Below are 20,513 nucleotides of genomic sequence, written 5' to 3' on the forward strand. Positions count from 1 at the left end.
TGGACAGGAAGCCGCCACCAGGCGTGCGCAAGGGTCATCCGATCCCGGGCTGGCTGGCGGCGAGGCGCCCATCATAGTCGATCCGGCCAGTTCCTCCAGCGGCGCTCAGGGATTGAGCGGCGGCAGGGCTGCAGGCGTCGCCCGATGCGTACGGGCAGGCTCGTGTGGGGAGCCGTACTTCGGCAACAGGCCCGCGAGCTCGCCGCCGTTCCATGGCCCCGAGATGGTGCCGGCACCGAACAGGCGCCGTTCGAGTTCATCGACGGCGGAAACCAGCGCCGCGTCGCCGGTGCCTGCCGCCCATTCCGCTGAGGCCTTGCCCCACGCGGTGCGCGACCACACGCCCAGGGCGCGATAGGCCGCCGGCGCGTCGTTCGCGCGGCAGGCCCGCAGCAGCGCCGCGAGCCGTGCCTCGCTGCCGGCCGCCCTGGCGCTGCGCCGTGCCGCCAGCGCCCGGCGCAGGCGTGCCACGCGCGGCCGTGCCCAATAAAGCAGCAGCCACGCCAGCAGCAGTACCAGGGCGCCCCCGGCCGCCCACAGCCACAGGCGCCACGCGGTGCCGGCCTCCCCGCGCAACGGCGCGGCGTGCGGTCCGGTCGGGGACAGTCCTGCGAGGTGCGGCGCGGAGGCCACGTCCACCTTGACCTCGGGTGCCACCGATTCGCCGGGCTTGCGCGTGACCGGGTCAAACCATTCCACCTTGATCGCCGGCAGCGTATAGGTCCCGGCATGCTCGAACACATAGGTGATGCGGTCCGTACGGCTGCCGCCCGTATTGCCCGCGCTGTCGTGCGCGCTATCGCTGAGTTGCGGATCGCCGGCGAACACGCGCACACCGGACGGCGCCTCGACCTTCGGCGGCCGGATCATCATGGCCTGCGTCTGCGGCGCGAACGTTGTGATGGTGCGCACCAGCGCGTCGCCGGCATGGAATTGCGCCTGCGGGCCGCTCACCGGTCGGTCGAAGCGCTGCGTGACGTTCAGGCGCGCCACCGGCAGCGTGGCACCGGCCGGCGCGCCGGCTGCGCCCGCGGCGCGGATCGTGGTGGCTGGCAGCGTCACGCTGCCCTGGCGCGGCTTGCCGTCGTCACCGGCATAAGTGAAGGCGATGGAAACCTGCGGCAACCGGAATTCGCCGCCCTGCTCCGCGGCGAACAGGTAGGTCTTCCGGATGCCGGCGTAGCTCACGCCGTCGATGGTCTCGACCGTGTTCTGGCCGCGGTCGTCCGGCATGGTGACGATCGCGCCGGGCACCTGCAGCGCCGGAAAGGCCGGCGCCGACAGGAAGAAGTTGGGCGCCAGTATCGTCACGTCGATGCGGATCTGCTGGCCCGGCAGCACCGGCTGCTGCGCCGCCACGTCGACGCGCACGACGGGATCGGCCGCCAGCGCGAGCGTGCTCGCCAGCCACAGCGCAAGGCCGGCGAGCCAGATGCCGAAACCCCGGCCCGCGCGCGTCATGGTCTGGCTCCGGCGTCAGGCTGCGCCTGGCTCTGCTGCAGCGCGAACTTGCGTTGCAGCAGCTCGGTCGGCGTGGTCTGGATCGCACGCATCCACGTCTCGGCACTTTCGACCGCGCCCATCTCCAGCTTCTTGCCCTCGCCTTCGGGCGGCCTGGACTCGCTGTCGTATTTCACTGCGTCGGGCTTGATGTCGGGCGACTCCTCGCCTTCCTTCGGCTTTTCCGCCTTCGCGGCCAGTTTTTCCATGAGCGCAAGGTTGGCCGCTGCCGCGGGCCATTGCGGGCGGCGTTTCAGGGCCTGCCGGTAGCGCGCCGCCGCGTCCTTGTACTTGCCCAGCCGCGCCAGCGCATCGCCCTGGTTGAAGTCGCTCTCCGGCGAATCGACCAGCGCGAAACTCTGCACCGCCTGCGCGTACTGGCCCGCGCGGTACTGCGCCACGCCGCGCCACATGGGATCATCGAACAGCGCGGCGGCAGCGGCAAAGTCGCCACGCTCGAACGCCCGGCGGCCCTGCTGGTCATGCGTGAACCACAGGTCCACAAAGCGCCACGCGCGCGGCGCTTCGGCATCCGGCGCCGAAGCCTGCGCGCGCAGCTCCTGCTGCGGCGCCGCCAGCGCCACGGCAAGCAGCACGCCAGTGATCCAGCGTACGGTCCAGCCCTTGCGGAACCACAGCATGCCGAGCAGCGCGATGGGAATCGTCAGCCACCAGCCCTCATCCTTCCAGCGCGTGTTGTCCGCCGACTGCTTCTGCGCGAGGTGCGACTGCACATGGCGCTGCACCCATGCGACATCGTCGTCGCTGTCGGGCGTGAACGTGGCGACCGGCACGCCGGTATCGTCGCCAAAGCGCTTGAGCGCCGCCGTGTCCATGCGCGCGAACATGCGCACGCCGTCCTTCTCCACAAAGCCGTCGGTGCCGCTGCGCAGTGGGCCACCGCGTTCGGTGCCGATCGCCAGCACCACCGGCTGGCTGCGCCCGCTGCCTGCCTGGGCCTTGAACGCGCGCACGGCGGCGGTCTCCACCCCGTCGGTCAGGAACAGGATGGTGCCGGGCACCTCCTCGTGCGCGAGCGCCGCATCGATGGTGCGCAATGCCAGCGCGGTGTCCCTGCCGGGCGCCGGCATGATGCGGGTCTGCAGCGCATCGACAAAGGTCTGCAGCAGCGTCGCATCGTCGGTCAGCGGCAGCACCAGGTGCGTGGAGCCGGCATAGGCCCAGATGGCGGTACGTCCGCCGTCGCGGCGCGCCAGCAGCGCCTTCACCTTGAGCTTAGCGCGCTCGAGCCGCGTGGGGGTCACGTCGATGGCATCCATGGTCGGCGACAGGTCGATGGCAATCGCCAGCGGCGCCTTGTCGTCGAGAAACGGCGGGCGCTCGCGCTCCCAGGTGGGACCAGCCAGCGCAATGGCGCCGAGCGCAAGCAGCAGCGCGGTCAGATGCACGGGGCGGATGGCCAGCCGGCGGCGCTCGCCCACCATCAGAGCGTCCAGCAGGTGCGGGGCGATGGTGTCGCGCCAACGGCGCCGCACGTCGCCGCGGCGGCGCACGGCCCATACCAGCAGCACCGCCGGGAACAGCGCCAGCAGCCACCACGGGCGCAGAAAGTGGAAGTCCGCCAGCATCTGCATCACGGCTCCTCCGCTACCGCTTGTGGCGCGCCGTGCCGGCTTGGTCGCGACAGCCACGCTGTCCACACCGCCATGATGAGCTGGTACGCCAGCACCACGCCCACCGCGGCGCCGAGCGGCCACATGAACAGCTCGCGGCGCGGCCGCCACGACAGCGTCTTGTGGTTGTGCGGCGTGATGTGGTCCAGCGTCGCGTAGATGCTTTCGAGTCCCGCCTGGTCGGCGCCGAAGAAATAGCGTCCGCCCGTCTGCGCGGCGATGCGCTGCAGCACGCCGAGATCGACGCGCTGCTCGCCCTCGGCGGAAGGATCGCCGATGCCGATCGTATGCACGATCACATGCCGCTGCCTGGCGATGTCCGCGGCGCGTTCCGGCGGCATCTTGCTGGCGGTGTCGTTGCCGTCGGTCAGCACGATCAGCACCTTCTCGGGCGCCTGGCTCTGGCCGAACATCTTGATGCCAAGGCCGATGCCGTCGCCGAGTGCCGTGCTGGGCCCGGCCATGCCCGGCATCAGGTCATGGATCATGGTCTGCACCAGCGCATGGTCCAGCGTGAACGGCGCCAGCGGGTACGGCGCGTCGCCGAAGACGATCAGGCCGATGCGGTCGCCGGGCCGATGCGTCACGAAACTGCTGACCACTTCCCGCACCGCCTGCACGCGCGGGATCCGCGCGCCGGCCGGGTCGCGGAAATCCTGCGTATCCATCGACTGCGACAGGTCCAGCGCGAGCAGCAGGTCGCGCGCCGGCTGCACCTTCTCGAGCGGCGCCTCCAGGAACTGCGGGCGCGCCAGCGCCGTCACCAGCAGTGCCCACGCGAGCGGCGCCAGCATGCGCTGCAGCCAGTTGCTGCGCGGCACGACCGCGCCCGGCGCCGGCTTGAGTCCCACGGCGCTGGCCACCTCGCCGAAGAACGGCAGGCGCACCGACGGGCTTTCCTCGCGATACGGCGGCAACAGCCACCACAGCAGCAAGGGCAGCGGCAACAGCACGAAGAGCCACGGGTATTCAAACTGGTACATGGTGGCCGGCAATCCATTGCTGGCAGGCTTCGGCGGTGGCCGTCACCTGGCTGTCGGGCCATTGCGCCAGCGCGGACGCATCGCGGTACTGCGCGTCGTTGACCAGCGTGGCAAGCACCGGCACCGCCGCGCCGGCCTTGCCCGCATGGTCGCGCAGGAACCGCGCCCACTCCGCACCGGCCATACTGGCCACCTCTGTACGCGGCCACGCCGCCAGCGCGGTGCGCTTGAGCAGTTCCGCCATGGCGGCCAGCGCCTGCGCGCGCGCTTCGGGCGACGCGGATATGCCCGCGCGCAATCGCGACAGTTCGGCCAGCGCCTCGCGGCGGTAGCGGTTGGCACGATAGTGGCGCCACCAGCGCCAGGTTGCGAAGGCCAGCAGCGCCAGCACGATCGCGCCGGCCACCGGCCAGCCGATGGTCTGCGGCCGCCACGACGGCGGCGGCGGCACGACCACCTCGGCCATCTGCTGGAGATCGCCGGCAATCGTGGCACTGTCGGGCGCGGCCGTGCTGTGGGTCAGGTCGCTCATGGCCGCCCTCCCTGCCGGGCACGCAGCGTTCCCTGGCCTTGCGGCAGTGCCTGTCCGAGCAGGCGGCGCAGCTGCAGCGGCGTTTCCTCCGCGGCCGACAGCGGCAGCAGCGGCACGCCGATGGCACGGTGCCAGCCCAGCAGGTTGCGGCTCTGCGCATCGACGAATTCGGCGATGCCCTTGCGCGTAGAGGCGTGGCCGAACCCCAGCTCGACCTGCAGCTCGCCGTCGCTGACGACAAGGTGGCCGGAGTCCGGCAGTTCGAGCAGGAACGGGTCATAGACCAGCATCGTGAGCAGGTCGTTGCGGGCGCTCATCGACAGCATCAGGTCGCGCGTGGCTGCGTCATGTCCGTCGAAGTCGCTGATGACGATGACGAGGTGGTCATGCCGCGCGAGCCGTGCGGCGCGCTCGAGCGCGGCATTGAGCTGGCCGGCGCCGCGCCGCGCGGGGGCATCGGCACGCAGCGCCTGGTTGTAGCGCGCGATCTCGCCGAGCAAGTGCTCGACGGCCTGACGGCTGCGGCGCGGCGCCAGCTCGGTGCATCCGCCGTCGCCGAACACCAGGCCGCCGACACGGTCGCCCTCGGACAGCACGCGCCACGCGGCCAGCGCCGCGGCCTCTGCCGCGACCACGGATTTCATCGCGCGGCGGCTGCCGAAGAACATATTGATGCGCTGGTCCACGAGCAGCAGCACGGGCCGGTCCTTCTCCTCGCTGTACACGCGCACGTGCGGCTTGCCGGTGCGCGCCGTGACGCGCCAGTCCATGCTGCGAATATCGTCGCCAGGCAGGTAGCCGCGCAGCTCCTCAAAGGTCAGGCCGCGCCCGCGTATCCTGGACGCATGCCGGCCCGCCAGCACGCTGTGCACCGGCTGGCGCGGCAGGAAATGGAAATCGCGCGCGGCGACTTCGAGCGCTGCCAGTGCCGCGGCATCGACGCTGACGCCGGGCTGCGCGCGCGTGGCCTGGCCGGGCCCGGCTGGCACCGGCGAACGGCCGAGCGAGGCAAGGTGGGAACGCATGGCGCCGCCCGGCGGGTCAGGCCACGGCCACCTGCTGCACCAGGCGGTCGATCACGGCATCGGCGTTGACGCCGGCCGCGTGCGCCTCGTACGACAGGATCAGGCGGTGGCGGAACACTTCGTGCACCACGGCCTGCACGTCCTCGGGCGAGACGAAGTCGTGCCCGTGCAGCCAGGCATGCGCGCGCGCCACCTTGTCCAGCCCGATGGATCCCCGCGGGCTCGCGCCGACCTGGATCCAGCGATCCAGCTCGTCGTCGACGGCCTTGGGCTCGCGCGTGGCATGCACGAGCGCGACCATGTAGCGCGCGACCGCTTCGCTCACGTGGATGCCGTGGATCTCGGCCCGCGCGGCGAAAATGACTTCGGGTGCCAGCCTCTGCACGGAGCCCGACTGTGCACCGGCGGCGGCGCCGGACTCCTCGGCGCGCGCCAGCGCGACAATCTGCGCCTCGGCGTCGGCTTCGGGGTAGGTCACGCTCACGTGCATCAGGAAGCGGTCCATCTGCGCTTCGGGCAAGGGGTAGGTGCCCTCCTGCTCGATCGGGTTCTGCGTGGCCATGACCAGGAACAGCGGGTCGAGCTTGTGGGTGACGCCGCCGACGGTGACCTGGCGCTCTTCCATCGCTTCGAGCAGCGCCGCCTGCACCTTGGCCGGCGAGCGGTTGACCTCATCCGCGAGCACCAGGTTGGCGAAGATCGGCCCGGCCTGGAAGCGGAATTCGCCCTTGCCGCCCTCGGTGTAATACACCTCGGAGCCCGTGATATCGGCCGGCAGCAGGTCAGGCGTGAACTGGATGCGCGACAGCTTCGCCTCCAGGTTCCGCGCGAGCACCTTGATCGCGCGCGTCTTGGCCAGACCCGGCAGCCCTTCCACCAGCAGGTGGCCATCAGCCAGCAGGCCCAGCAAGAGGCGCTCGATCATATGCTGCTGGCCGACGATCGCTTCGCCCATCCGCTGCTGCAGCGCCAGCACGTCGTCACGGGTGCTCATGGGGCTTTCCTCGATGGCGCCGGGCCGGGTGTTCGGCGGCCACCTCCGAACCAGGCGTAGTAAGGGTTGTCGGGATCGGTACGCATGACTTGTTGCATATGCAGCGCCCAAGCGTCGCGATCGCCATAATAGGCGTCGAGGCCGGCCGTGTAGAAGGTATGCAGCGTTTCGCGTTCGCGCCCGATATCGGCGATCAGCCCTGCATCGGCACCCGTCAGCGGCGGCTCGGTCTGCAGCGTCAGCAGGCGCTCGAGGACCTGCGGGAACTCGGCGCGCCGCACCCACGCCGCGTATTCGATGCGCGGGCGGTCGTCGGTCACGGCGGGCGCATCGCCGACATAGCGCTCCAGACCCGCGCGGTCCGTCACCCAGGTCGCCAGCAGCGCGGCCGGCGATGCCACGCCCACCGCCCGCAGCGCCGCCGCGACTTCAGGCTCCGCAAAGCGCTGGCGAATATGCGCCGCACTGAGCGTGATCGGCGACAGGGAACCCACCAGCATCATCTCGTGCAGTTCGGTGGTCCATAGCGTCGCGTGCGGAAACACGTCGAGGAAACTGCGCACCAGCGAACGCGTGTCTTCGTTGTTCTGCGTGGGCAACGGCAGCCATTGCGCGACCAGTCCGCCCGGCTGCAGCCGGGCCGCGGCGAGCCGATAGAAGTCGGTCGAGTACAGGTTGACCACGCCTGCGGCCGAAGGCGGGGGCGGCTCTAGCGTGATCAGGTCGTAGCGTTGCTCGCTCTGCAGCAACTCGCGCCGGCCGTCGCGCAAGCGGATATCGACGCGCTTGTCTCCGGCAACGCCGAAATTGCCCTGGAACTGTGGCACGGCACGCAGCACCGCCGGCAGCAGTTCGGCCACCACGCGGCGTTCTAGGCCTGGATACGGCAGCGTGGCACCGGCGGTGATGCCGGTTCCGAGGCCGATCACCAGCGCCGAGCGCGGCGTGCCGCCGTGCACGATCAGGGGCAGCAGCGCCTGCAACCGCATGTAGCGCAGCGACGTCATGGTGTCGCCGGAATTGGACACGCCCTGGATATAGAGGCGGTTGAACGTGTGGCTCGGCGACGATTGCTTCACCACCGCCACAGTGGCGCCCCGGCCCTCCTCGTAAAACACCATCTCGCCGCCACGCGCCCTCGCCAACAGCGTGGCGAGCCGGTCCGCCGGCGCTAGAGCCGCGGCAATCACCGCAATCACCGCCACCATCGGCACAGACCAGCGCGCCAGCTTGCGCACACCCGAGCCGAGCGCAACCGCGACGATGCCAACCATGCCGGCGCCCACGGCCAGCAGCGACAGCGTATGGACAAGGCCGATGCGCGGCACGAGCACAAACCCCGCCACCGCTGTGCCGACGATGCCGCCCAGCGTGTTGAGCGCGACCACTGCCCCCACGCCGGCGCCGAGCCGGTGGTTGTCCACGCCCACGCGCAGCACGAACGGGAACGCGGCGCCCAGCAGCAGCGTGGGCACGAACACCACGCTCAGCGCTGCCACCGCGAAGCTCGCGCAGGCGGCCGCCAGGCCGCTCGAAGTGGCCGACTGCACCCAGTCCGATACCGCTGACTGCGCCCGCAGCAGCCATTCGCCAAGCACCACGATTTCGAGCAGCGCCACCAGCCCGGCCGCGGCGATCAGCATCGCGAACGCGCCCCACGGATCGCGCGCACGGTCGGCTCGCCGCGCGGCCAGCGCACTGCCGATGGCTAGGCCCGCAAGATAGGTCGCCAGTACCACCGTGAAGGCAAAGGTGCGCGTGCTGATGAACTGCACGATGGCTTGCGACCACACCACTTCATAACCCAGCGCGATGCCGCCCGCGGCGGCATAAAGCACCAGCGCCAGGCGACCGTCGCCGGCATCGCGCGCGGGCTCTGCGAACGCTGGCGCGGCGGCAATGGCAGCCGGCCCTTCCGTCGGCGGCGATACGTGCGACGCCAGGGCTAGCGCGACGACCGCAGCAAGACCGTTGAGCGTGGCCGCGGCCAACGCGCTGCCGGTGATACCGAGCCACGGGATCAGCACGAAACCCGCCAGCAGCGTGCCGGCAATGGCCCCTGCGGTGTTGGCGGCATAGAGGCGCCCGCCGTGCGTGCCGACCTGGCCCGCGCGCGACGCCAGCATTCGCATCAGCACAGGCAGCGTGCCGCCCATGGCCGCCGCGGGCAGGATCACCAGGACGAACGGCAACGCCCAGGCCAGCAGGCCAACACGGCTTTCCAGCCACGCGAACGGCGCGGCGGCACGGGCCAGCGCCAGCGTGGCGCCAATGGCCAGCACCAGCACGGCGATTTCGAGCCACGCATACAGCCGCAGCGGTTGCGCGTGCCGATCGGCCACGCGCCCGAATAGCCAGCCGCCCAGTGCCAGCCCGGCAAAGAACGCACCCACGGCGGTGGTGACGGCGTGCACATCCACGCCGACCACCAGCGCGAGCTGCTTGATCCAGAGGACCTGGTAGATCAGTCCGGCCGCGCCGGACGCGAAAAGCAGCAGGGCAGGTGCCAGCATGGCGCGGTGAGGTGCCAACTGACCCTGCCCTGCCTGCAAGGCAGCACTTTCCACGCGTCGCGGTTTGCCGGACCTGTGCCGCGCTTGCTGCTTGCCGGCGCTTGCGCCGGCATGCGCTTCTCCCATGGTGTGATCCTGGTGAAGAGGTTCGCCGGGAGGTTTACTTTCCTCCCGCCGCCCCCTTGTCGAGGGAGTTCATCAACGCCTCGGTCATCTGGTCAATGGTGAAGCTTGCCGGCCTCTGGCTGGGTGGATAGGCCTTGAATGTCTGGAGGAACGGCGCTACCCGCGACGATGCATAGCTGATCATGTAGGCATTCTTCGCGGTCCAGTCATAGTACTGGTCGGAGACGATATCCGCCCGCTCATACGGATCCATGCGCAGGTTGAATGCCTTCGGTACGCGCAGGCAGGTGAAGGGGTTCGCCCACACCTCGAAGCCGCCCGGCTGGCGCTGCTCGCAGAAGACGAACTTCCAGTCGTTGTGCCGCATCGCCACCAGTACGCCGTCATCGTTGAAGTAATAGAAATCCTGGCGGGGCCCGGTATTGGCCTGACCGGTCAGGTATGGCAGGAAGTTGTAGCCATCGAGGTGAACCTTGAACGACTTCCCGCCGATACTGATGCCCTTGAGCAGCCGATCCTTGATGTCGGCATCGCCGGCTGCGGCAAGCAGTGTCGGGAACCAGTCGAGCCCGGACATCATCGTCGTGGACACGGTATTGGGCTTGATGCGACCGGGCCACCGGACGATCGCCGGCACGCGGAATGCGCCCTCCCAGTTGGTGTCCTTCTCGCTGCGGAACGGCGTGGTCGCGGCGTCCGGCCAGCTGAACTGGTTCGGGCCATTGTCCGTCGTGTAGATCACGATCGTATTGTCCGCGACCTTCAGGTCATCCAGTGACTTGAGCAGTTTGCCGACATCGCCGTCGTGCTCGATCATGCCGTCCGCATATTCATTGCCTGGCATGCCGCTCTGCCCGCGCCTCGACTCGCGTACGTGGGTGAACAGGTGCATGCGTGTAGTGTTCATCCACACGAAGAATGGCTTGTCGGCCTTGACCTGCTTCTCCATGAAGCCGATCGCGGCCGCCGTGGTCTCGTCGTCGATGGTCTCCATGCGCTTGCGGTTCAGCGGGCCGGTATCCTCCACCTTGCCGTCGGCAAAGGAATGGATGACGCCGCGCGGAGCGTTCGCCTTCACCCAGGCCGCGTCGTTCTTCGGATAGTACGGGCGCTCGGGTTCCTCTTCCGCATTCAGGTGGTAGAGGTTGCCAAAGAACTCGTCGAAGCCATGCGCGGTCGGCAGGTGCTCGTTACGGTCGCCCAGGTGGTTCTTGCCGAACTGGCCGGTGGCATAGCCAAGCGGCTTGAGGGCCTGTGCGATGGTGACGTTCTGCGCCTGCAGGCCGACTGGCGCACCCGGGATGCCGACTTTCAGCAGGCCCGTGCGCAACCCGACTTCACCGGTGATGAAGGTGGAACGGCCGGCCGTGCAGCTGTTTTCGCCGTAGTAGTCGGTGAGCATCATGCCTTCCTGCGCGATGCGGTCGATGTTGGGCGTGCGATAGCCCACCACGCCGTGGCTGTAGGCGCTGATGTTGGTCTGTCCGATGTCATCGCCGAAGATGACGAGGATGTTGGGCTTCTTGCCGGACGGCGCGGTGGCCGCCAGCGCGGGCGCCGAAGCCGCGGCAACCGGCGCGGTGGCCGCGACCGGCGGGTTCTCCCTGGCTGGCACAGGCTCGGCCGCGGTGGGTGCCGGCGCGGAAGGCGCCTGCGCCGCCGGCTGCTGTTCCTTGGGCGGCGTCTCCTTCTTGCCGCAGCCCGCGATCGTGAACACGACGGCGGCCATGGCCAGCATCACCAGCCTGGAGCCGCCTCCTTTCCCTAAGCCTTCGTCAAATCGGTGCATGTCCCGCCTCCGTTCGTTGACCCGTTACGGTCGGTTCACTGCTGCTCACATCGTGCTCATGGCTTGGCGGCCGGATAAATCTGCTGCCAGTCCTGCTTCATGCTGACCACGGTCCAGCCCTTGGCCCTGGCAGCATCCAGAGCCTTGTCGAGCTTGCCCACCTTGGACTGGCGGTCGTAGGCAAACTCCCGCTCGGCGTCGTCGTGATGCACCAGCACCGCCATGCGCGGACCGTCGCCGCCGGCGGTGTACTCGAGCATCTGCAAGTCGCCGTCCGAATTGCCGACCGCGAGGATTGGCCGGCGGCCGATATGACGGTAGATGCCGACCGGCTTGCCGGGGCCGTCATCGATAAAGTCGAGCTTGGGATCGCGCATCAGCACGGGCTTGCCGTCGCGCACCATGTAGCGCACCGCCTGGGACGAACCAATCACCTGCTCGGGCGGAATGCCATAGACCTGCTGGCTCCAGGGCCGCATGAAATCGATGGTGCCGCCGGACACGATGTAGGTCTTGAAGCCATTGGCGCGCAGGTAGGACAGCAGCTCGAGCTGCGGCTGGTAGACCAGCTCGGTATAGGGCCGCTTGAACCTGGGATGGCGCGCCTTGGAAAGCCAGTCGCGGATGGTGCGGTCGTATTCGTCGACGCTCATGCCACTGTTGGCCGTGGCGATCAGCCCGAGCAGCTGCTTCTGGTTGGCCATCAGCGCATTCATGTCGTTGGCCATCAGCGCCTTGAACGCGGCATTGTTGCGCCACTCCGGATGCTGCGGCGCGGCCGCCCTGACCTGGTCGAGCAGGAAGAAGAACTGGAAGTACAGCGGCTGCTCGCTCCACAGCGTGCCGTCGTTGTCGAACACGGCCACGCGCGCCTCGGGCCCCACGAAGCCGGGCGAGCCCGGGGTTGTCACGTCGGCCACGAACTTGAGCAGCGCCTGCCGTGCGGCGCCGTCGCGCCACGATGGCAGGGCCTGTTCCGCGGGGCGCGCCGCCTGCGTGGCGGTTGGCTGTGCCGCGGGGGCCACAGGCGTGGCGGGCGCGGTACAGCCGGAAAGCTGCAGTCCCGCAAGCGCCAGCGCGGCACACAGTACAGCGATCATCTTGCGCGAAGTGCCAGCGCGCAAGGCGCCGTTGGCAGGCATGTTCATGACGCTTGCTCCTGGTTCGTGTCGCTCCGGCCCTGCATCAGCGTGCCGCCGGTTGCGGTTGTCCGCCCATCGCCAGCGGCGTATTGGGCGCATTGCGACGCATCTCGGCCCAGCGGCTGTCGTCCATCACCAGCCGGAAGCCAAGGTGCGACATGCTATTGAACGGATCCGTCCCGCGCCGCGCGCTGGGGCGGTAGCTCAGGCAGTAATCTTCGTTGCAGAGAAACGAGCCCCCGCGCGTCACGCGCTTGGGTGCGTTGACCGGAACGCCGGGCTCGCTGGGATCCCAAGAGGCCAGCGGGCCGGCGGGGTTCTCGATCGGCAGCGCCTTGCCGGCTTCGCGCCGGAACTGGTCGGCGCGGTACCAGTCGGCGACCCATTGCCAGGCATTGCCGGTCATGTCGGACAGCCCATAGCCGTTGGGCGGAAACGTGCCGACCGGGCTGGTGCCCAGCGCCCCACCGGCCTTCGGGCTGACTACCTGGCCCACAACGGGGAACGGCCGGCTCTGCTGGCCCTGCCAGACGTTGGCCATCTGCTTGCCGGCGGGTGCGAACTGGTCGCCCCATGCGTAGGTGGCCTGCTCCAGCCCGCCTCGCGCGGCGAACTCCCACTCGGCCTCGGTAGGCAGGCGCTTGCCGACCCATTTGGCGTAGGCCTGTGCGTCTTCGTACGACACCTGCACCACCGGATGATCGTCCTTGCCTTCGATCGAAGTACCGGGACCACCCGGATGACGCCAGTCGGCGTCAGGCACGTACCGCCACCAGCGCGAATAGTCCTGCAGCGGCACCGGACGCGGCGTGCCGACAAAGACCATGCCGCCGGCTACCATCGCGCTGTCGGGTGGCCGCGGCGTGCCGGGGGGCAGCTGTACTTTAAGGGTTTCCCATTCCGGCGCCCGTTCCGCCGTGGTGACGTAGCCCGTGGCCTCGACGAACTTGCGGAACTCGCCATTGGTGACGTGGTGCTTGTCCATCCAGAAGGCATGCACGCGCACCTTGTGCGCCGGCTTCTCGTTGGCCTGCGCCATCTTGCTGTCGCTACCCATCAGGAATTCGCCGCCGGGTACATGGACCATGCCGAGCGGGCCGCTCTTGCCGTCGCCTTCCACCACCCCAGGCGCCGTGCCGCCGCGCGACTGCGCGTACCACCAGCTGCCGCCCGCACCTGCCGCGATGCCGGCACAGGCCAGCACGGCAATCAGGAACCTGCGGCGTCGATGCGGCGCCGCAGCAGAGGCAGGCACTTGCGCTGCGCCGTGCGCCGGGGCCTGCGACTTAAGCCCGTTGCGCTTGCCGGTTGCCATAGGACGTCCTCCGCAAAGACAAAAGGTGCAATCGTGCACCTGCGGGTATCGTCACAGAATGGGTACTGAAACGGAATTCAGATTTCTTGCCGCGCGAGTTGAAATATTTCACAGCGGCAATGGCATCAGTGTCTGCGCCTCGGGGTAAATACCGTCCCGCTGTTTCGTCCATAGCGCCGATGTGCCGCGCCGGCAGCGGCCGGTACGCTGCCGTTTGCCATGCGCGCAAGGCGCGACACGACAACCAGGACGTCACAACCAGGAGGAAACACCATGCAAGCTGACCGACGCAAAGCCCTGCAGCGGCTGGGTGCAGGCTCGCTCGCCGCCACCGCTTCGGCACTTGGCCTTGGCCATGCCCGCGCCCAGCCAGCCCAGTCCGCCGTGGCGAACTATCCGTCGAAGCCGGTGCGGCTGGTCGTGCCCTACCCGCCAGGCGGCGCCACCGACGTGCTGGCACGCGCGCTCGGCGAACCGCTCGGCAAGCTGTGGCAGCGCCCGGTCATCGTCGAGAACCGCCCCGGCGTCGGCGGCATGATCGGCGCCGACGTGGTGGCCAAGGCAGCGCCGGATGGCTATACGCTGCTGCTGGCGCTGCCCAGCCTGGTGCAGACGCCCTACATGGTGGCCAAGCCTCCGTTCGATCCGCTGCGCGATCTGACCGCCATCGGCCAGCTGTGCACCTCCAGCCTGGTGCTGACCGCCAACAGCGCCATGCCACGCACGCTGCCCGAGGTGGTCAGCCTGGCCAAGGCGCAGTCCAACAAGATTTCCTATGGCACCTATGGCATTGGCACCGGCGCGCATCTCTATATGCAGGTATTCGCGACCGCTGCCGGCGCCGAGCTGCTGCACGTCCCGTACAAGGGCGAAGCGCCGATCGCCACCGACCTGATCGGCGGCCAGATCTCGCTGGGTACGCTCTCGCCCATGACCGTGCGGCAGCACGCGCGCACCGGCAAGCTGCAGCCGCTGGCCGTGACCGGCAACACGCGCGCGCCGATGCTGCCTGACGTACCCACCTTCCAGGAGCTCGGCTACAAGGGGCTGGACGGCCCGGCCTGGCTCGGGCTGTTCACCACGGCCGGGACGCCGCAGGCTATCGTCGAGAAGATTTCCGCGGATGTGGAGACGGTGATGGCCGCGGCCGATATCCGGCAGCGCATGGCCGACCTCGGGCTGATCGTCAAGACTTCGCGCCCGGCCGCGTTCGCTGCAGTGGCGAAGGCCGACCAGGCTTATTGGGGAAAGGTGATCAAGGAGTACAACATCCGGCTGGACTAAGCCGGTACTGCGTCAGTTTCCAGACTGGCTGCACCAGCTGGCGTGCCGCTGGGCAGCTTCCCCTTGGTCCGGCCGGCGGTGCGTGGGACGTATGCCGAGGCGGTGTACGCGTCGCCTGGCACGACCTTATCGGCAGTGGTGGACAAGCGCGGCAAGGGAAAGCGCTGCTCAGGCGACCAGCGGCCGGAACTGGCGCTCCATTGCAGGGCTTACGTCCCTGACGCGCATCGCCAGATTGACTTGCATGGTCGTGGATGCCGTTTCAATCAGTGTCCGATCTATCTCATAGCCATTCCTGGCCATCCACGACAAGACCTCGCGCAGGTGCCACAGCGAACTGGTGCCTTCATGCACCGGCGGTGGAAATGATTCGGGATAGCCAATCATCAGCTTGCGCATGTTCTGGCGCGACATCCCGATCGCATCGGCGATATCCGTCAAGCCAACCAGATCCGGCGCGGCTTCGATCAGCATTGCGGAGGGTATGGCGCGCTTCACGTCGGCGAGCGCGCTCATGATGGCATCCATGGCGGACTCCGACTCGCGGTCGAACGCAACCGCAATCCGGCCGGCCACGCCCGTCCCTACGATGGCGTCGTCACAACCCGCTTCGTACAGGCGTTCGACCAGCGCGTCGGGGTTGTTATCGTCCGGCGAAAGTTGATATCTGAGGGTGAAAGAATATTCCATGTCTATTTCGCCTTCTGCGGATTGACCAGGGGTACCTGTCCCGAACCATTTCTGTCTCCAAAGATTAAATGCGCCCACGCAAGTTGTCAACTGACAACCACGGCAGCAACGCGCTTCAGATGACGCCCGCTTCCCGCAGTGCGCGCAACTCGCTCGCGTCCAGCCCCAACGCGCCATAGACCAGCGCATTGTGCTCGCCCACGTCCGGGCCGCAGCGCGGCGCGGACGGTGCGTAGCCGGAGAACCTCGGCACCACGCACGGCGCCGGCACTGACCCGAGTTCAGAATCCGGCAGGCGCACGATCGCTTCGCGCGCCTGCATCTGCGGATCCTCGACAATGTCGGCGATGCTGAACACCTTGCTGAACGGCACCTGGCACGCCTCAAGCGCCGACGCCGCATCCGCGTAGGGCCTGGCCGCAAACCACGCGGCGATCTGGGCGTCGAGCGCATCGAGATTGCGCACGCGGTCGGCATTGGTAGCGTAGTTGGCCGCGTGCGCGAGCTGCGGCGCAGCCATCGCCTCTGCCAGCCGGCGGAAGGTGGCATCGGACGAGGCCACCACCGACACCCAGACGTCATCCGAGGTCCGGTACATATTGGACGGCGCCGCATAGGTCGTTCGATTGCCCGCGCGCTGGCGCACGCGGCCCAGTTGCTCGTACTCCACCGCCAGCGGCTCCAGCAGCCGGAACAGTGCTTCGGTGGCGGCGAGGTCGATCTCGCGGCCGGGCAAGTCCGGCCGCGCGCGCCGCTCCGCCACCGCAGTGGCGATGGCAAAGGCGCCGAACAAGCCAGCGACCATGTCGCCGACCGGATAGTTCATATGCATCGGCCCGCTCTCCGGCGACCCCGCCAGGTTGGTGAACCCGCTCATCGCTTCAAAGATCCGCGCAAACCCGGGCCGCTGCGCGTAGGGTCCGGTCTGGCCGAAGCCGGTCAGCCGCAATACCACCAGGCCGGGGTTGGCAGCGCGCAGGGTCTCGATATCCAGCCCCCAGCGCGCCAGCGTGCCGGTGCGGAAGTTCTCGACCAGTACATCGAATTGCGGCAGCAGTTTCAGGAATATCTCCTTGCCGCGCGGTGTGCGCACATCAAGCGAGATGCCGCGCTTGCCGCGGTTGGTCACTTTCCAGTACAGCGCGTGCGCGTCGGTGACGGGCTCAAGCGAGCGCAGCGGATCGCTGCCATCGGGCAGCTCCAGCTTGACGACATCGGCGCCCATGTCGCCGCACAGCGTGGCCGAGAACGGCGCCGCCACCACGGTGGCCATGTCCAGGATGCGCACGCCTGCCAGCGGGCCGGCGCCGGCATCGGCGTGAATGTTGCAAGGCTTTGCCGCCGTGGCGGCGTGGTCGGGTGACGCGTTCGGCATGGGATCTGTCTCTTCGTTTGGGTCTGTAGCAGGTTGCTTCGATCCAAACTGACAGCACCGCTCGTCGGGCGCAAGCACGGTTTCGCTGTGCGGAACCGTCGTGCTACAACATTGACGAGCCCCCCTTACGGATCCGAGCATGAATGCCAACAGACCGCCGCCAGACATGGAACGCCCTCCACTGCCCGGCCTTGCCAGCGCCGACGAACTCTCTACCGATCGCCAGTTCGCCAGCAACCTGGCACGCGGGCTGGATGTGCTGCGGGCGTTCACGCCGGGTAGCCCGGTGCTGGGTAACCAGGACCTCGTGGCGCGCACCGGACTGCCCAAGGCAACGGTGTCGCGCCTGACGTACACGCTCAGCCTGCTTGGCTTCCTGAGTCGGGTGCCGGGCAACCAGAAGTACCGGCTCGGCGCGGGCGTGCTGGCGCTGGCGTATCCGATGCTTGCCGGTCTGGCCATCCGCCAGATCGCGCGGCCATATATGGAAGCCATCGCCCGCGAAACCGGATGCACGGTGAACCTGGGGATGCGCGAACGGCTGACGGTGGTGTACGTGGACAGTTGCCGCGTCGATCCGGGCAACGTGTACCAGCCCGACATCGGCAGTACGCGGCCCTTGCTGTCCACCTCGATCGGCCGCGCCGTGCTGCTGGCGTGCGGGGCGGAAGAGCGCGCCGCGGTGCTGAACCGGCTGCGCGTGGAAGATGCCGAGCGCTTCGAGCGGGAGCAGCCGATGTGGATCGCGGAACAGGCGCACTTCGCGGCGCATGGGTATTGCCTGAGCCGCGGCGAATGGCGGACGGACATCCATGCGATTGCCGTGCCGATCCGGCAATCGCTGCATGAAGACCCGTTCGCGCTGAACTGCACCGTCGCCGCCGCGCGCGACCGTGACGACATGCTGGCGCGCACCGTCGCGCAGAAGTTGCGTGAAGGCGTCAGGCAGATCGAGCTGGCGTGCGCGCGTTGACCTGACGGCAACCGGGCATCGAACGAGACAGAAGCGGTGACGACGCCGCGGAAGTTGTAGCAAGGAGGCGCCAAGCGATCCGGCGAGACCGCGGCCTTATCAGGAAACTACGGGAACATCCCTGACCAGGAGACAAGATGCAACCCACTCAACCAGCGCGCCGGCGCCTGCTGGCCGTCATGCTCGGCTGCGCCGCGCTCGCGCCTGCCGTGGCCTTAGGCGCCACCGACAGCGCAGACAGGTTCCCCGCCCACCCGATTCGCATCATCGTGCCGTTCTCGGCCGGCGGCGTGGTCGACACCGTCACCCGCGTCACCGCCGAGCGCATGGCCCAACTGCTGCGCCAGCCCGTCATCGTCGAGAACCGTACCGGCGCGGGCGGCGCCATCGGCACCGATGTAGCCGCCAAGGCCACGCCTGACGGCTATACGCTGCTCGCCGTCAGTCCCAGCTACGTGGTCGGACCGCTGCTCAACAGTGCGATCGCCTGGAAAGGCGCACGCGACTTCCGCGCGGTTGCCGGTTTTGGCGTGGTGCCCAACGTGATCGTGGTCCCGGCTTCGTCGCGCCTGCGCAGCCTGCCCGAATTGCTTGACGCCGCACGCAGCCAGCCCGGTGCGCTCACCTACGCCAGCGCCGGCGTGGGTACCTCCAACCATCTCTCCGGCGAACTGCTCGCGCAGATGACCGAGGTCAAGCTGACCCATGTGCCGTACAAGGGCCAGCCCGAGGCGCTGACGGACGTGCTCGGCGCGCGCGTGTCGATGATGGCGCTGACCGCGGCAATCGCCCGCCAGCAGGTCCAGAGCGGCAAGCTGCGCGCACTCGCCGTGACTTCCGCCAAACGGTCCGCGGCGTTGCCAGACGTTCCCACGGTTGCCGAAGCAGCGCGCCTGCCCGGCTATGAGGTGGGCGCGTGGTTCGGGCTGGTCGCGCCGCACGCCACGTCCGACGCTGTCGTGCGCAAGCTCGCCGACGCCGCGGCGCAGGCCGTCAGCGATCCCGCCGTGGTCAAGCGCCTGGCCGACCTCGGCATGGACGTGGCCCCGCAGTCCGCACCCGCCTTCGACCGCTACCTGGACAGCGAGTCGCAGAAGTGGACCCGCGTGCTGAAGATGGCCGGTATCACCGCCTAGTAGCACCGGTCGCACCTGTCGCACTTGTGGTCCACAACGCAAGACACATCCCGCTCCTTCACAGACACCTGCTCACCTGACACTCCCATGATCCGCTACGCCGCCCGCATGCAAGCCCTGCTTGCCGACCTCCGCCAGTTCGTCCTCAACACCTGTATTCCGCTCGAAGCCGACATCGACCGCGACGACGTCATCCCTGAACCGGTGGTCGACGCCATGCGACAACTCGGATTGTTCGGACACAGCATCCCCGAAGCCTACGGCGGCGCCGGGCTGACGTCCGAAGAACTGACGCTCGTCAACATCGAAGTCTCGCAGGCCGCCACCACCTTCCGTGCGCGCTTCGGCGGCAACACCGGCATCGCCTCCGAGTCGCTGGTCGTCGACGGCACCGAAGCGCAGAAGACACGCTACCTGCCGCGGCTTGCATCGGGCGAACTGACCGGCTGCTTCGCGCTGACCGAACCCGAAGCCGGATCCGACGCCACCTCGCTGCAGACGTCGGCCCGGCGGGACGGTGACCATTACGTGCTGAACGGCAGCAAATGCTTCATCACCAACGCGCCGATCGCCGACCTGTTCACCGTGTTCGCCCGCACCGACCCGGATATCTCCGGCGCGCACGGCATCAGCGCCTTCCTGGTCGAACGCGGCACGCCCGGCATCAGCACCGGCGAACCGGAACGCAAGATGGGCCAGCACGGCTCCCCGGTGGGCGACGTCTACCTGCGGGACTGCCGCGTGCCGGCCACCGCCATCGTCGGCGGCCAGCCTGGCGTCGGCTTCAAGACGGCGATGAAGGCGCTCAACAAGCAGCGCATCAACCTGGCCGGCCTGTGCATCGGCCCTGCCATCCGCCTGGTGGACGAGATGGTGCGCTACGCCAGCCAGCGGCGCCAGTTCGGCAAGCCGATCGCCGATTACCAGTTGGTCCAGCAAATGATTGCCGACAGCAACACCGACATCCACGCCGCGCGCGCGCTGGTACTGGAAACCGCCCGCCGCCGCGACAATGGCGAGGACGTCACCATGGAGGCATCGATGTGCAAGCTGTTCGCATCTGAAATGTGCGGACGCGTGGCGGATCGCGCGGTGCAGATCTTTGGCGGCAGCGGCTATATGGCGCGTACGGTGGCGGAGCGGTTTTATCGCGATGTGCGGCTGTTCCGCTTGTATGAGGGGACCACGCAGATCCACCAGCTGAATATTGCCAAGCGGACGATGCAGGCGCGGGAGGGGGTGCTGGGGCAGGTGGGGTAAAACTTATCTGCTGGGGTGGCGGCGAGGCCGCCTCCAGCGTCGGAACAAATTTTATCCCTGCGGCTCTAGACACCCAGGTCAGACCCCTAGCAGCGACTCTGCCCCGAAATCCGTTATCTACTAAGAAGCGCTAAACAGCCTGAGCTATGGGGCTGACTTGACACCCGAGGTCAGCGAGGCGTTTGAGCAGGCGGCGGATGGTCTTCTCGGCATAATGGCGGTCGAAGTAGTCGGGGCCAAGA

The 20,513-nt window shown here is 68.2% G+C and carries 16 protein-coding genes; 4 read left to right on the plus strand and 12 right to left on the minus strand.

The window, feature by feature from the left end; all coding sequences use genetic code 11:
* Nucleotides 1-105 precede the first annotated feature (105 nt).
* Genes VSR71_RS32385 through VSR71_RS32430 form a run of 10 tightly spaced genes read right to left on the minus strand, consistent with a single transcriptional unit; the run spans nt 106 to nt 13,553 of the window.
* Entirely contained in the window at nt 106-1,461 is a 1,356-nt protein-coding gene (locus VSR71_RS32385; protein ID WP_342917644.1) for a BatD family protein, read from the minus strand.
* The gene (locus VSR71_RS32390) at nt 1,458-3,095 is read right to left on the minus strand and encodes a VWA domain-containing protein (RefSeq protein WP_342917645.1); all 1,638 of its coding nucleotides are present in this window, start codon (nt 3,093-3,095) and stop codon (nt 1,458-1,460) included. The genes VSR71_RS32385 and VSR71_RS32390 overlap by 4 nt, the downstream gene beginning before the upstream one ends.
* Nucleotides 3,095-4,117 carry a VWA domain-containing protein gene (locus VSR71_RS32395; RefSeq protein ID WP_342917646.1) on the minus strand — a complete coding sequence of 341 codons (1,023 nt, stop codon included), beginning with the start codon at nt 4,115-4,117 and terminating at the stop codon, nt 3,095-3,097. Before VSR71_RS32395 ends, VSR71_RS32390 begins: the two co-directional genes overlap by 1 nt.
* On the minus strand, nt 4,104-4,649 hold the full coding sequence (locus VSR71_RS32400; RefSeq protein WP_342917647.1) for a DUF4381 domain-containing protein: 546 nt from the start codon (nt 4,647-4,649) through the stop codon (nt 4,104-4,106). Before VSR71_RS32400 ends, VSR71_RS32395 begins: the two co-directional genes overlap by 14 nt.
* Nucleotides 4,646-5,674 (minus strand): DUF58 domain-containing protein, encoded by a 1,029-nt coding sequence (locus VSR71_RS32405; RefSeq protein ID WP_342917648.1) that lies wholly within the window; start codon nt 5,672-5,674, stop codon nt 4,646-4,648. The genes VSR71_RS32400 and VSR71_RS32405 overlap by 4 nt, the downstream gene beginning before the upstream one ends.
* Nucleotides 5,675-5,690: 16 nt before the next feature.
* On the minus strand, nt 5,691-6,668 hold the full coding sequence (locus VSR71_RS32410) for a MoxR family ATPase (RefSeq protein WP_342917649.1): 978 nt from the start codon (nt 6,666-6,668) through the stop codon (nt 5,691-5,693).
* A complete protein-coding gene (locus tag VSR71_RS32415; protein WP_342917650.1) occupies nt 6,665-9,307 on the minus strand; it encodes a fused MFS/spermidine synthase in 2,643 nt (880 codons plus the stop codon). Before VSR71_RS32415 ends, VSR71_RS32410 begins: the two co-directional genes overlap by 4 nt.
* 34 nt (nt 9,308-9,341) lie before the next feature.
* Nucleotides 9,342-11,096 (minus strand): arylsulfatase, encoded by a 1,755-nt coding sequence (locus tag VSR71_RS32420; RefSeq protein ID WP_342917651.1) that lies wholly within the window; start codon nt 11,094-11,096, stop codon nt 9,342-9,344.
* 56 nt (nt 11,097-11,152) lie between these two features.
* On the minus strand, nt 11,153-12,238 hold the full coding sequence (locus VSR71_RS32425) for an HAD family hydrolase (protein ID WP_342917661.1): 1,086 nt from the start codon (nt 12,236-12,238) through the stop codon (nt 11,153-11,155).
* A gap of 43 nt (nt 12,239-12,281) precedes the next feature.
* Nucleotides 12,282-13,553 carry a formylglycine-generating enzyme family protein gene (locus VSR71_RS32430; RefSeq protein ID WP_342917652.1) on the minus strand — a complete coding sequence of 424 codons (1,272 nt, stop codon included), beginning with the start codon at nt 13,551-13,553 and terminating at the stop codon, nt 12,282-12,284.
* A 273-nt stretch (nt 13,554-13,826) separates the two neighbouring features.
* Here VSR71_RS32430 and VSR71_RS32435 point away from each other — a divergent pair, with 273 nt between their 5' ends.
* Nucleotides 13,827-14,837: a tripartite tricarboxylate transporter substrate binding protein gene (locus VSR71_RS32435; protein ID WP_342917653.1), complete on the plus strand. Its 1,011-nt coding sequence runs from the start codon at nt 13,827-13,829 to the stop codon at nt 14,835-14,837.
* Nucleotides 14,838-15,005: 168 nt separating this feature from the next.
* Here the strand turns inward: VSR71_RS32435 and VSR71_RS32440 are convergent, their stop codons facing one another.
* Nucleotides 15,006-15,527, minus strand: a complete 522-nt coding sequence (locus VSR71_RS32440; RefSeq protein ID WP_342917654.1) for a DNA-binding protein — start codon at nt 15,525-15,527, stop codon at nt 15,006-15,008.
* 115 nt (nt 15,528-15,642) lie between these two features.
* Nucleotides 15,643-16,800, minus strand: a complete 1,158-nt coding sequence (locus VSR71_RS32445) for a CaiB/BaiF CoA transferase family protein (RefSeq protein ID WP_428979482.1) — start codon at nt 16,798-16,800, stop codon at nt 15,643-15,645.
* A 268-nt stretch (nt 16,801-17,068) separates the two neighbouring features.
* Here VSR71_RS32445 and VSR71_RS32450 point away from each other — a divergent pair, with 268 nt between their 5' ends.
* The 3 genes from VSR71_RS32450 to VSR71_RS32460 all read left to right on the plus strand — a co-directional run bounded on the left by VSR71_RS32450 (nt 17,069) and on the right by VSR71_RS32460 (nt 20,271).
* Nucleotides 17,069-17,875 (plus strand): IclR family transcriptional regulator, encoded by an 807-nt coding sequence (locus VSR71_RS32450; RefSeq protein ID WP_342917656.1) that lies wholly within the window; start codon nt 17,069-17,071, stop codon nt 17,873-17,875.
* A gap of 137 nt (nt 17,876-18,012) precedes the next feature.
* Nucleotides 18,013-19,011: a tripartite tricarboxylate transporter substrate binding protein gene (locus VSR71_RS32455; RefSeq protein ID WP_342917657.1), complete on the plus strand. Its 999-nt coding sequence runs from the start codon at nt 18,013-18,015 to the stop codon at nt 19,009-19,011.
* Between the two features lie 87 nt (nt 19,012-19,098).
* Complete coding sequence (locus VSR71_RS32460; RefSeq protein ID WP_342917658.1) at nt 19,099-20,271, plus strand: acyl-CoA dehydrogenase family protein; 1,173 nt, start codon at nt 19,099-19,101, stop codon at nt 20,269-20,271.
* The last annotated feature ends 242 nt before the right edge of the window (nt 20,272-20,513 follow it).

This window comes from Cupriavidus oxalaticus (assembly GCF_038900635.1).
In the GTDB taxonomy this organism is placed as follows: Bacteria; Pseudomonadota; Gammaproteobacteria; order Burkholderiales; family Burkholderiaceae; genus Cupriavidus; species Cupriavidus oxalaticus_B.